Genomic DNA, 13,515 nt, shown 5'->3' with positions numbered 1-13,515 from the left:
CTCAGAAACTCTATCGGTTAATGACCCATCAAATCCGATGATTTCACCCACAACAAGTGCAGATACACCAAGACAAGATCAAATTGAGAATATTATTATTGCTTTGGGAGGAAAGCTGAATATTAAAGCGGTTGATGCTGTTGCTTTAACGCGATTACGAGTTCAGGTTATTGATAGTAACCTGGTGGATGAAGACCTATTAAAAGCCGCAGGTGTGGAAGGAATTCTGTGTTTACCGGATGGAATCTTGCATTTATTAGTTGGTTTAGGTGCAGAACAATATGCAGCCCAAATTAACAATTAAGGGCTTCAATGGTTAGATCGCAAGTCTAAATGATTGATAATCAAAACCTGTAGGGGTTGGGAAACTAAGCATCAAGAGGGTTGGGAGACCCAACCCCTACGGTAAAAGATGACAACCTCGGCGCGGTTTACTATAGCTGATGGTGGTACATCTCTACAAAGGTTAAATCTCTTTAGCAATTAATTATTTTTGTTCTCTCCTTGTAATAACCAAAAACCACTAAAGGTTATGCCAGAATCATCGGGTTGAACTAATAGAAAATGTAATCCTTTTGCTAACTGTTTTCTGACTTCAAATGTTTTAGCTGCATCAGTCACTTCTGCATCTTCAAAGGTTGCCATTACCCACCGATCAATTAATCCTGATTCTAAGATTAAACCATCAGGAGAACCTGGGATATAATTACAGGAAAAAGGTTTCATTTCAGCTAACCATCGAGCCAACATCATTGATTTTTTACCGCCATCAATTACAATCCCAGGAATAGCTACAACAGAAGCTAACCCTAAATTTAAGGGTAAAAGATGCTCCGGCATTTGTAAAATCGGAATGGGACGATCTGCAAAAAACTCTTGTAAATTTCCAGCCGTAATATTAGCAAATCGCCAGCGATCGCCCCATAAATTCTCCGGTAAAGGTAAAGGTGGGGGTTGATCTAATTTAACAGGTTCATAAAACTCATGGCTATAATTTTCTAACTCAGAATACTGTTTTGAACGTTCCTTTAACCATTGTTTTAATATAACTGTATTGCGATCAGGTTCGACTCTAATTCCTAAGGCTTTCCCAGCCGTTTCTAATAAACTTAAAGACTGAGGACGAAACACTTGAATTCGCTCTGGTTTTTGGGTCATTATTGCAGGTTTTAATTGTTCAATTAACCAAGTCGAATTCGCTTGAGACTGAGGACACATCGCCACCCACTCAAACTGTCGAGTCTCGTCACAGACTAATAACTCCCACAGGGGTTGTCCACTGCTATCCTTGAGGGGACGACGATAAAAATCAGCTTGCCAAATTACCATAGCCACAAAAACCCCAAATATTCTGCTTAAAACTATTCTGTATTTTCAATTCTAAGGTTAAGATTGATCAAATGAGGATTAACAGACATCAGATTCCATTGCTGAGGTTTTGGGAATCAGATTTCAAGTTATGATTCTGCCTCCTGATCAAAAAAGCATCAGGTTAATTAATTATTGGGGTTATAAAACTATGAATCCTGCATTAACACAATTTGGCGAACGGATGTCTCGTTTAACCGGGGTTCGTGCCATTATGAAAGATATTATTGAAACATTAAGATCAGGAAAGGGAAAAGATTTTATTAATTTAAGTGCAGGAAATCCGGTAATTTTACCTGAAGTTGAACAACTTTGGCGAGATTGTACTGAACAATTGTTATCAAGTCCTGAATACGGAGAGGTGGTTTGTCGGTATGGTTCCAGTCAGGGATATCAACCTTTTATTGATGTAATTGTTGAAGATTTTAACTCTCGTTATGGCTTAAATTTAACCGACCGTAATATTTTAATTACCCCTGGAAGTCAAGCCATTTATTTTTATGCCGCTAATGCCTTTGGGGGATATACAACAGATGGTAAACTCAAAAAAATTGTGCTTCCTTTAAGTCCTGATTATACCGGATATGGTGGAGTTAGTTTAATTCCTGAAGCGGTTTTTGCTTATCAACCCAGCCTGGATATTGATGAAGAAAATCATTATTTTAAATATCGTCCTGATTTTAGTCAATTAACAATTGATGAAACTACGGGATGTGTTGTTTTCTCTCGTCCTTGTAACCCCAGTGGTAACGTTTTAACAGAAGAAGAAGTTAAGAAAATCGCAGATTTAGCAGCACCGTTTGAAGTTCCTGTTTTTATTGATTCTGCCTATGCACCCCCATTTCCGGCTTTAAATTTTACAGAAATGAAACCTGCTTTTGGCGATAATATTATTCATTGTATTAGTTTATCAAAAGCAGGTTTACCCGGTGAACGTTTAGGAATTGCCATTGGGGATGAACGCACGATTCAAGTATTAGAAGCGTTTCAAACTAATATGTGTATTCATTCTCCTCGATATGGACAAGCTATTGCGGCTCGCGCTATTGGGTGTGGTGCTTTATCAGACATTGCCGTTGAGGTGATTCGTCCTTATTATCAACAAAAATTTACCGTTGTTGAAACCGTATTAAATGAAGTAATGTCTAAAGATTTACCTTGGTTTTTACATCGCGGTGAAGGGGCAATTTTTGCTTGGATGTGGTTTAAAGATTTACCGATGACAGACTGGGAACTTTATCAACAGTTAAAAGAAGTCGGATTAATTGTTGTTCCGGGTAGTTCATTTTTCCCGGGTTTAGAAGGAGAATGGAGCCATAAAAACCAATGTATTCGCATTAGTTTAACTGCTACGGATGAAGAAATTACAGAAGGGATGAAGCGGTTATCAACCGTCATTGAACAGGTTTATAGCAATTCTAAATAGGTTGTAATATCTTAAGGTAGGGGTTGGGTTTCCCCACCCTCTTTATGCCAGGTTTTGAAGATCCAACCCTTCCTCTCAGTCAATTATAACGGTTCAATTTCAATATAAACCCCGGTTTCTTTAGCATCAGGATCAAATTCAACATTTAATTGAGGTAAACAACTTAAACGGTCATCAATTAAGACTCCAGCACCATTGAGCGTTAAGGCATCTAAACAAGCACCTGCTAAGTTATCAATATCAGAATTTGTACGATGGTTTCCTAATAAACGAATCAAAAGAGCCGCTTTTCTTAAGGGGAATTTATGGGTAATATTTTGTTCAGAAATTTGACGATAAATTTCTACTTCGGCACGATTTCGCCAAGCCCGATAACGGGGCGGTAAATAAGTTCCATTCCGAGTTACCCTCGGACGGGCTTTGGGAACAACCACCCCAGGAATCATTAATTTAATTAGTTCTGTAGATTTTTTAGGCGGTTTTGAAGGTTCAATGGCAGGCGGTTCAGGAGGGTTAATCGGAGTAAATTCAACATCAATAATTGATTCTTGGGAGTTAATCGTAATTCGGGTGACAGGAGATTCTAAAACTTCAGGTTGAGGAGTAGAATTTTCTAAGGTTGAGGAGTCAGAATTAGTGATAGGATGGGAGGGAATTACAATCTTTTCAAATCCTGTGGAATTAGACTCGTTTAAAAGTTCGGTTTTTTCCAGAGAAGAATCGGATTTAGGAGGGATAATTTTAGGAGAATTAGAAACGGTTTCAACTGGATTTTTAGCAATATCTGGTAAAATTGGCTGTACAGGAATGACTGGGAAAACAAGGGTTTTAGACGGGTTAGGATTAAAATCAATAGCTGAGGAAAAAATACCCGGATTTACCCCAGGCATTTTTTGAGCAATTTGCATATAGGTTGCTGCGGTTTGTTGAGAAAAGCTGAAATGTTCATTAAACCAAACTTGCCAATTCTCAGGAGATAATTGGGCTTGAACGTGCAGCAACCATTCGCCAGCATTGCGCCCATGAATTAAGGCGGTTTGTGGAGATTCTAAACACTTTTGATGTTCCTGATTAATGCGTTCTGCAAAATCATCCAAAGTGGGGAGCAGTTGAGAATCGTTAAGAACTTGTAAATAGGTTGACAACATTAAATAAAAGTTTTGAAGAGCAACAGGAAGTCGGTGAGAATTGGCCCCCATCCACAGGAAAACGGGGAGAATCACAGGGTTTGAATGGGGGTCAGAGTGTTGATTCACCGACAAAAATCAAGCTTAGGGTAACATTAGAAAATTGAGTTAGATTTTAGCATCTTCCATCTCCAACTGTCAGCTTTATTTTTTGATGTTTGATTTGACTAAAACTCCGGGTTCTTTTTGCATGGGTAAAATATCCAAAATATCGGTTTGGGCACAATATTTCAAGTCTTCATAAACCCCTAAACGCAGTAACCGTTGACCATGACTGGCATGATTTAACAGTTCAAACAGTTGATTTTGCCATTGAGTATACAAGGCTATGGCCCCAAAAACTTCATCATTTCCCGCAAAATCATCTAAAGGATAACCCATTTCATTGACTAAATTTTGAGCCAGGGCACCCGCACAGGCGGTGTCTTCGAGGGAATAACTGCCTTCCCAACCCGAACCTAACACCCAAACCGTTTCGGGGTTTTTTGTCATCAAATATTCTACAATGGCCCGTCGGTTAATAAAGGCGGCTGTTAACACCACAGATGCGGCTTGAACTCGTTCTAAACTGCGAGTTCCGTTAGTGGTGGTCATAAATAATCGTTTTCCTTTCACGACCTCTGGGGTGCAACTCAGGGGAGAATTCCCTAAATCAAACCCATCTACCATTGCACCTCCCCGTTCACCGACCCGAATGCGTTTGTCGGCTGGCCATTTTTCGCTCACTTGCATTAATTGGTCAATGTCGCTAAACACTTGTACCGCCTCTGCACCAGCATTTAAAGCGGTGGCGATGGTTGTAGTTGCCCGTAATACATCCACGACAATTGCACAGTCGGGGAGGACATTCGCTGGGGCTAATTCAGGAGTATGATAGACAAAAAATTTCACGGTTGGGACTGTGTTAGATAAAATTATCAATATTATTTTACATAGAATCGGGTCAAAAATTGAACATCAAATTCATTCAATGTTTCATTAAGGAATAGTTTAAGATTATTTTATCATCAATTTATGAAGAATAAAAGCATTTTATTTTTAAGCAATGGTCATGGGGAGGATAGTTGTAATGGGGAAATTATTAAGGCTTTATTATCCTTAGATGTTAATTTCAAACTGGTGGCTGTTCCGATTGTTGGTGAGGGAACGATTTATAAACAGTTAGGGGTTCCAATTCTGACTCCCACTCGTACTTTACCATCGGGAGGATTTTTGTATATGAATCCTTTGGTTTTTCTTAAAGATATTGCATCGGGTTTAATCGGGTTATTATTTCAACAAATAAATATTATTATAAAAGCAGCAAAACAGTATGATATTTTGATGGTGACAGGGGATATTGTTGTGGCTGCGATCGCATATTTAACCCAACGACCTTATATTATTTTTCTATCTGCTTATTCTAGTTATTATGAAGGCAAGCTCAATTTAGGATTAATTTTGCCTTATCTGCTCAATTCTAAACGCTGTTTAGCGGTTTTTACACGGGATCAATTTACTGCCGAAGATTTACAAAAACAAGGAATTAAAAACGCTCAATTTGTAGGAACTCCCATGATGGATAACCTCACCTCAACGAAAGTAGATTTAAACCTCGATTCTGAGTCAAAAATGGTTGCTCTGCTTCCCGGTTCTCGTCTTCCTGAAGCTAAAAATAATTTAAAATTACTGTTAAAATTGGCTGAGAACATTCATCAAATTAGTTCTAAAAAAATTGAATTTAGAGTTGCTGCGGTGGGAAGTTTAATGGTAGAATTAGATGAAATTGCGAGTTCGTTAAGGTGGCAACATCACAACGGAATATTAAGGAGTCAAACGGGTTTAAAAGTAATGTGTTATTCCGATAAGTTTGGTGATATTTTGAATGCGGCTAACTTAGTTCTAGGAATGGCAGGAACCGCCAATGAACAAGCAGTAGGACTAGGAAAACCTGTGATTACCATTCCGGGGAATGGCCCGGCTTTTACCTATCGATTTGCTGAAGCACAGTTGAGATTATTAGGATCATCCATTCAATTAATTGGAACTCAACCTGCGGATGATTTAATTTTACAAAAAGCAGCAGAAACCGCCATTAAAACCTTAGACAATTCAGAGTATTTAAAATCCTGTTTAAAAAATGGGGAAGAACGCATGGGAAAACCGGGAGGAAGCTTAAAGATTGCTCAATTTGTTAGAAACCCGGTTTCTTGAAATTTGTTAGAAACCCGGTTTCTTGAAGAAACCGGGTTTCTGGAAACGTCTAAATTTAAAATCATCATGAAAAAAATTTTATTGAGTAGTTTAATCTCGTTAGTAACTGTATCCCAACCCGTTTGGAGTCAAACAGTATCAACCTCTAAAAGTATCTGTCCAACAGAAGTAGAACCCGCCATTAATACTATCGTTAATCGTCCGCAATTCCAACGCTCTCGCTGGGGAATTTTAATTGAAACCTTAACGCCGGGTACAACGCTTTATCATCGAGATAGTCAATATTATTTTATCCCCGCTTCAACAGTTAAACTGTTAACAACGGCGGCTACTTTACAAAAATTAGGTGCAAATTTTAGAATTAGAACTTCTGTTTATGGGGATAATCAAGGGAATATTTATATTGTCGGAAGAGGTGATCCGACTTTAACCGAAACTCAACTCAAAGATTTAGCGCAACAGTTAAAAAATAAAGGCATTAATCAGATTAATCAATTAATTGCAGTAGACAGTTATTTTACAGGTTCACCCATAAATTCAACTTGGCAATGGGAAGATGTACAAGCGGGTTATGGTGCCCCCATTAATAGTTTAATTTTAAATCAAAATTCCCTCGATTTAATCTTATCTCCCCAATCGGTCGGACAACCGTTAAATGTCACTTGGGTACGTCCTGAACAAGCCACCGGATGGACAATAGAAAATCAGACCCGAACAGTTAGTAAAAATGAACCTGAATTTGTAGAAATTGGACGAGATTTAAGCCAACCGATTATTCGAGTTTCAGGACAATTAAGAGTCGGTGCAGAACCTGAACCCGTTTATGCCGCCGTTGTGGAACCCACTAATAATTTTATTCAAGAATTTAAGCAAGTTTTAGTAATGTCTGGAATTCAAGTTTTAAAAACATCTATTGCTTCTAATTTTACCTATCCTTCCCAAGAATTAGCCTGGGTAGAATCTCCGCCTTTAGCTGAATTAATTAAAACGGTGAATTTAGAAAGTAATAATGTGTTTGCAGAATCCCTGTTAAGAACATTAGGGGTGCAGAATTCTCGTTCCGATAGTGTGGAATCAGGATTAAAAGAAATTCAATCTATTTTAACCCAATTAGGGGTTAATCCTAATGGTTATCACTTAGTTGATGGTTCAGGATTATCTCAAAATAATTTAATCAGTCCTTTAACTTTAGTACAAACCTTAAGAATCATGGCAAGTTCTCCCGTTGCTGAATTTTATCAGAATTCCCTTCCCATTGCGGGAATCAGCGGCGCATTAAAAGCACGGTTTCAAGATAGTTCAGCCGTCGGAATTGTACAAGCAAAAACCGGAACATTAACCGGAGTTTCAGCGTTAGCCGGGTATATTAATCCCCCCAATTATCAACCCTTAATTTTTAGTATAACGATTAATCAAACTAACCTATCTTCCCAACAAATCAGACAATCTATTGATGAAATTGTATTATTATTAACTCAATTAAAATCCTGTTTTTAACTTGTGTCTGTCTTTGATTCCCTGTTAAGCTGTTTTCTGCTATATAATTTGAATGAAATTTCAATCAAACTGGAAAATGAATACACCCACAGCCACTTTATTAGTATCCTGTCCCGACCAAAAAGGATTGGTTGCTAAAATTGCTAATTTTATTTACTCCAATGGTGGTAATATTATTTATGCCGATCAACATACGGATTTTAGTGCTAATATTTTTTTAACGCGAATTGAATGGCAATTAGAAGGATTTAATTTACCCCGTGATGTCATTGCACCTGCCTTTAGTGCCATTGCTAAACCCTTAAACGCTAATTGGCAATTGCAGTTTTCAGATACCATTCCTCGCTTATCAATTTGGGTTACAAAACAAGATCATTGTTTATTAGATTTACTGTGGCGATGGCAAGCCAAAGAAATTATAGCAGAAATTCCTTTAATGATTAGTAATCATTTAAACTTAAAATCCATTGCTGATCAATTTGGGATCGATTTTTATCATTTACCGATTACAAGCGATAATAAATTAGAACAAGAAGCTCAACAGTTAGAACTTTTAAAAAAATATCAAATTGATTTAGTTGTTCTAGCTAAATATATGCAGATTTTAACCCCTGGAATTATCGATAAATTCTCACAAATGATCAATATTCACCATTCATTTCTTCCCGCTTTTGCGGGTGCTAATCCTTATCAACGAGCCCATGAACGGGGAGTTAAAATTATTGGTGCAACAGCCCATTATGTTACGGCAGATTTAGATGAAGGGCCGATTATTGAACAGGATGTGGTGCGGGTTAGCCATCGGGACACCGTGGCAGATTTAATTAGAAAAGGCAAAGATTTAGAACGATTGGTTTTAGCCAGGGCTGTTCGTTTACACTTACAAAATCGCGTGTTAGTCTATGGAAATCGCACTGTTGTTTTTGCTTAAACCATCAAGAGGATGATACAATGAGTCAAACTTTACAAGATTTAAAAACCGAATGGAATAAGATTAAAGCTGAAATTGAGCAAGTCAAATCTGAATATGATCACTTAATAAGTAAGCGTTCTAAGCTTCATGTAACGGTCTTTTTTGCCTCTAATTCTTCTCCAGAATCCTTGGCTATATTACAAGAACAAGCTGAGGCAGAAGCCAATCGTTTGTCATTTGATTTACAACAATTGGATCAAGAAATTAAAGCCACTCAAATTAAATCAAGACAAATTCATGCGAAACTAGCCGTTAAACAGGCTCAAATTAATCGATTTCAAGCTCAACAAAATTGGATGAAACTCAAACAACATTGTGAAAAAATTAATCAATTAGCGAATACCTTAGAATCCGAAATTGTATCTTTTTATAAAACCGCCCAAAATTTTGAACCTGTTTCTGAAGAATGGCTGCCTAAAAATCCTCAATTGTTAGACTTAGAAATGACCCAGATTCCTTATGTTCAAGTTAAAGATAAACAGTTTAAACTGATTAGTAAACCGATTAATTTTAATCAGGAATGAAGGCAAAATACTGGATTCATTTTTTCTTAGGGTTTGGAATCATTATTGGAATAATAATGGGTTCGATTCAAGGAGTTACAGAAGGTCAAATGGTTTCTGAAAGCATTCCTATTGAACCTGCTCAATCTAACAACCTTGAATCTCTACCAAAGCCCTTAATTGCTCCTCAAATTAATGCTATTGATCCAGATCAATTATGGAATCATATTAAATTTTTAGAGGGAGAACGATATCAAGAATCTGACCGAGAACGAGTGCGAAATTATCTAACCCAGCAATTAGAATTAGTACAACTTTCTCCTCGTTTAGAATCCTTTGAACAGGGAGTTAATATTCTTGCTGAACGTCCGGGGACGAATCCCAAAGCGGGATCAATTGTATTAGCCGCTCATTATGATTCCGTTCTCAATTCTCCGGGTGCAGATGATAATGCAAGTGGGGTGGCAGTTGTTTTAGAAATAGCTCGGTTATTCGCTGAAAAACCAACCCCTAGAACGTTACAAATCGTCTTTTTTGATCAAGAAGAACTTGGACTTTTAGGAAGTTTTGCTTTTACAGGAAAGCCGGAAAATTTAACAGATTTGCAAGCTGCTATTATATTAGATATGGTGGGTTATGCTTGCCATACTCCAGGGTGTCAAACCTATCCCCAAGGATTAAATGTAACTCCGATTTTAGAAGCCGCCGGAATTGAATTTCCAGACCGAGGAGAATTCTTAACTGTTGTCGGAGAAGTTCAGAACTTACCGTTATTAAAAATTTTTCAAGCTGTTGATCAAGCTCTCATAAATTTAGTAGCTCCTTTAGTGAAACTTCCCCCCTTAGTCGCTATTGCAATTCCCTTAAAAGGTTTATTCACACCCGACGTTTTACGCAGTGATCATGCGCCGTTTTGGTATCAAGGAATTCCAGCCGTTTTAATTACCGATACTGCCAATTTGCGATCGCCGCATTATCATCAACCCACTGATACTATTTCTAATTTAGATCCTGAATTTTTTCAAGGATCAGCCCAGATCATTTATAATGTAATTACTGAACTTCTGAATAGCCAAACTCCCTTAACGGTTCCCAATTCTTAATCATCAATCGATAAAACCCAGTATTTTTTATCTAAACAGGTTATTCTTCCCGATTATCCTGTAAACTTTAAAATGGAGGTTGGAGTCAAACGAATCCTGATCAACACTAACTTTGATTTCTGACACAAAACTAACTTGATTGAGAGTTAAGCAATGAATACTAAAGAAAACTTACGAAGACTATTATTTGATCTCGATAATCGAGGTTACAAAGCATACAAAGATATTTTAGGTACTTATGAATTCCCCGATTTTACCTTAATTATTGATTACGTTCAAGGTGATCCCTTTGCAGCACCGAGTAAATTTCGAGTTCATATTCCCCCAACCGTTGCAGGATTTCCCCCTGAATTATACCGTACCCGGAGCCGTGAAATTGCATTACGAGATTATCTCATTCGTGAATTTGATCAGGTTGCAAGGGAAATTAGTAGTCATCGAGGAACTGGAAAAAGTGGCATGATTGCGGTGACAAAAATGGGCCAAGAAATTCTCGAACGCACATCAGCTTCATTAATTACCATTACCCCAGTTTCTCCTAAACCCATTTTGGCAGGAAATCCCGCATTACAACGAGCCCGTCCTGTGCCTTCAACCCAAGAAAAAGGCATTGAAATGCGGTTTTTTGTTGGACTTCCAGCACGGGGTCGGAATATTTTAGGTCGTCAAGCCGCTATGATGATTTGTGAGGATATTCCGGCAATTGTAGACCGAGCTTTACGCTATCAAAACTTGGATCAAGAAGCAATTAAACGTCAGGTTGAAACGGCTGAAGATGCCGATTATTTAAGACAACAATTAGCCGAAAAAGAGTTAGTTGGATTTGTGGCAAATCGGGCAATTTTACCCCGTCGCAGTGGCATTGATAGCCGTCCTTTAGAAGAAAATGTTATTGAATTTCAATCCCCGGAATCCTTAGAAGTAGAGTTTACCTGTCCCAATCAGGGTAGTATTAAAGGCATGGGAATTCCCAAAGGAATTACCTTAATTGTTGGGGGGGGTTATCACGGAAAATCCACCTTATTAAATGCCATTGAATTAGGTGTTTATAATCACATTCCAGGGGATGGTCGAGAATTTGTAATTACCAATCCATCGGCGGTAAAAATTCGGGCTGAGGATGGTCGGAGTGTGGCAGGAGTTGATATTTCTCCCTTTATTAACCAACTGCCTCAAGGTCGTTCTACCACCGAATTTTCAACAGAAAATGCGAGTGGAAGTACCTCCCAAGCCGCAAATATTATGGAGGCATTAGAAGCGTTAGTTTTAGCCGAAAAACCAGAATCTTCCACCATTCCTGCTGTGTTATTAGTGGATGAAGATACGGCGGCAACAAACTTTATGATCCGCGATCGGCGAATGCAAGAATTAATCGCAAAAGATCAAGAACCCATTACTCCTTTTATTGATAAAGTCCGCCAATTGTATAACGATTATGGGGTGTCTACAATTTTAGTGATGGGAGGTAGTGGCGACTATTTTGATGTAGCAGATACCGTCATTGCGATGGAGAATTTTCAAGCCTTAGAATTAACCGCCAAAGCGAAAGAAATTGCCAGTCAATATAGCACGGGTCGCACCTTAGAAGGAGGAGAAACCTTTGGCGTTATTCGTCCTCGAATTCCGGTTTCTGAAAGTTTAGATCCTAGTCGTGGACGTTGGGATGTACGAGTTAAAGTTCGAGATGTGGATGAGGTGTTATTTGGAACAGAAGATATTGATGTTTCAGCCGTGGAACAATTGGTGTCTAAAGATCAATTAAGAGCGATCGCAGCCGCTATGGTTTATGCGAAGAAAAACTATATTGATGGGGAGAAAACATTACCTCAAATTTTAGATGCCGTCATGCAGGATATTGCTGCAAAAGGATTAGATGTAATTACCCCATTTCCCCAAGGAGATTTAGCTTTATTCCGACGGTTTGAATTAGCAGCAGCAATTAACCGAATTAGAACCTTAGAAGTCAAACAATCTGCTTAACGAGAAGCATGATCTAGGTTTCCTCACCCCTTAAAGTCCCCCTTAAACTGGGGGATTTAAAAGGTTATAATAAAAGATTGAATTTGTTATTGATAATTAATCATGTCTAATATTCCAATTCGAGTCAATGTTGTTTTTGGAACTCGTCCAGAAGCCATTAAATTAGCACCTGTAATTCAACAGTTAAAACAAACCTATGGGTTCGACACCCAGGTGATTTTAACAGGTCAACATCGGGAAATGGTTTCCCAAGTGATGACGTTATTTAATTTAACGGCAGATCAGGATTTAGACATTATGCAGCCGCAACAAAGTTTAACGGATATTACCTGCCGCAGTTTACAAGGATTAGAAGATTTATTTAAACAATTAAATCCCCATTTAGTTTTAGTTCAAGGAGATACAACAACGGCTTTTGCTGCAAGTTTAGCCGCGTTTTATCAGAAAATTCCAATCGGTCATGTCGAAGCCGGATTACGCACCAATGATGTATTCAATCCCTATCCTGAAGAAGCCAATCGACGGTTAATTTCTCAGTTAACTCAATTGCATTTTGCACCGACCACTCAAGCGGTTCAAAATCTGAAAAATTCGGGAGTTTTAGGAGAAATTCATCACACCGGAAATACGGTCATTGATGCGTTATTATCCGTTGCAAAAAAACATCCTAAACTCAATATTTCTGAATTAAATCATAACTCTTATCGATTAATTTTAGCAACGGTTCATCGGCGAGAAAATTGGGGAGAACCCATTCAGGGAATCGCTGAAGGATTTTTACAGATTCTCAAGGAATTTCCTGATACCGCTTTATTATTACCCTTACATCGAAATCCAACGGTTCGAGAACCCTTAACCCAACAATTAGGAAATCATCCCAGGGTGTTTTTAACAGAACCTTTAGATTATACAGAATTAGTCGCCGCCATTGATCAATGTTATTTTTTATTAACAGATTCAGGAGGATTACAAGAGGAAGCACCGAGTTTAGGAAAACCCGTTTTAGTCTTAAGAACAACCACAGAACGTCCTGAAGCAGTGGAAGCGGGAACAGCTAAATTAGTGGGAACGAAAGCGCAGAATATTTTTACTGAAGCGAGAGAATTACTGACCAATGAAAAAGCTTATCAAACGATGGCTAATGCCATTAATCCATTTGGGGATGGTCATGCTTCGGAACGAATTATTAATATTATTCAAGGGTATTTTCAGCGTTGAGGTGCGACCCGATAGACTTCTTCACATGAAAAGGGGTAAAACTTGATAGAAAAGCTGAGAAAATTAG

The 13,515-nt window shown here is 38.2% G+C and carries 12 protein-coding genes; 9 read left to right on the top strand and 3 right to left on the bottom strand.

Features of this window, described 5'->3' with window-relative positions:
* Positions 1-304: PTS transporter subunit EIIB (locus tag ACKPEB_RS13720; RefSeq protein WP_408965489.1), on the top strand; the 304-nt coding region annotated here is incomplete at its 5' end.
* Positions 305-483: 179 nt separating this feature from the next.
* Here ACKPEB_RS13720 and ACKPEB_RS13715 read toward each other — a convergent pair.
* A complete protein-coding gene (locus ACKPEB_RS13715; protein ID WP_408965491.1) occupies positions 484-1,329 on the bottom strand; it encodes a Tab2/Atab2 family RNA-binding protein in 846 nt (281 codons plus the stop codon).
* 190 nt (positions 1,330-1,519) lie between these two features.
* Between ACKPEB_RS13715 and ACKPEB_RS13710 the strand changes: the two genes are divergently transcribed.
* Positions 1,520-2,794, top strand: a complete 1,275-nt coding sequence (locus tag ACKPEB_RS13710) for a valine--pyruvate transaminase (RefSeq protein WP_408965488.1) — start codon at positions 1,520-1,522, stop codon at positions 2,792-2,794.
* A gap of 83 nt (positions 2,795-2,877) precedes the next feature.
* Here the strand turns inward: ACKPEB_RS13710 and ACKPEB_RS13705 are convergent, their stop codons facing one another.
* The gene (locus tag ACKPEB_RS13705) at positions 2,878-4,050 is read right to left on the bottom strand and encodes a RusA family crossover junction endodeoxyribonuclease (RefSeq protein ID WP_408965487.1); all 1,173 of its coding nucleotides are present in this window, start codon (positions 4,048-4,050) and stop codon (positions 2,878-2,880) included.
* Between the two features lie 75 nt (positions 4,051-4,125).
* Positions 4,126-4,872, bottom strand: coding sequence for a 2-phosphosulfolactate phosphatase family protein (locus tag ACKPEB_RS13700; protein WP_408965486.1), 747 nt, complete (start codon positions 4,870-4,872; stop codon positions 4,126-4,128).
* 123 nt (positions 4,873-4,995) lie between these two features.
* Here ACKPEB_RS13700 and ACKPEB_RS13695 point away from each other — a divergent pair, with 123 nt between their 5' ends.
* The 7 genes from ACKPEB_RS13695 (at position 4,996) to wecB (ending at position 13,448) form a co-directional block, all read left to right on the top strand.
* A complete protein-coding gene (locus tag ACKPEB_RS13695) occupies positions 4,996-6,174 on the top strand; it encodes a lipid-A-disaccharide synthase-related protein (protein WP_408965485.1) in 1,179 nt (392 codons plus the stop codon).
* Positions 6,175-6,240: 66 nt separating this feature from the next.
* Entirely contained in the window at positions 6,241-7,671 is a 1,431-nt protein-coding gene (dacB, locus tag ACKPEB_RS13690; protein ID WP_408965484.1) for a D-alanyl-D-alanine carboxypeptidase/D-alanyl-D-alanine-endopeptidase, read from the top strand.
* Positions 7,672-7,747: 76 nt separating this feature from the next.
* Entirely contained in the window at positions 7,748-8,602 is an 855-nt protein-coding gene (gene purU / locus ACKPEB_RS13685; RefSeq protein ID WP_408965483.1) for a formyltetrahydrofolate deformylase, read from the top strand.
* 20 nt (positions 8,603-8,622) lie between these two features.
* Positions 8,623-9,168 carry a hypothetical protein gene (locus tag ACKPEB_RS13680; protein ID WP_408965482.1) on the top strand — a complete coding sequence of 182 codons (546 nt, stop codon included), beginning with the start codon at positions 8,623-8,625 and terminating at the stop codon, positions 9,166-9,168.
* A 56-nt stretch (positions 9,169-9,224) separates the two neighbouring features.
* The gene (locus ACKPEB_RS13675; RefSeq protein ID WP_408967946.1) at positions 9,225-10,250 is read left to right on the top strand and encodes a M28 family peptidase; all 1,026 of its coding nucleotides are present in this window, start codon (positions 9,225-9,227) and stop codon (positions 10,248-10,250) included.
* A gap of 153 nt (positions 10,251-10,403) precedes the next feature.
* On the top strand, positions 10,404-12,230 hold the full coding sequence (locus ACKPEB_RS13670) for an ABC-ATPase domain-containing protein (protein WP_408965480.1): 1,827 nt from the start codon (positions 10,404-10,406) through the stop codon (positions 12,228-12,230).
* Between the two features lie 102 nt (positions 12,231-12,332).
* Positions 12,333-13,448, top strand: a complete 1,116-nt coding sequence (gene wecB, locus ACKPEB_RS13665; protein WP_408965479.1) for a non-hydrolyzing UDP-N-acetylglucosamine 2-epimerase — start codon at positions 12,333-12,335, stop codon at positions 13,446-13,448.
* The last annotated feature ends 67 nt before the right edge of the window (positions 13,449-13,515 follow it).

Source organism: Planktothrix sp., from assembly GCF_046067725.1.
In the GTDB taxonomy this organism is placed as follows: Bacteria; Cyanobacteriota; Cyanobacteriia; order Cyanobacteriales; family Microcoleaceae; genus Planktothrix.
This window is presented reverse-complemented; position numbering and strand designations above follow the sequence as displayed.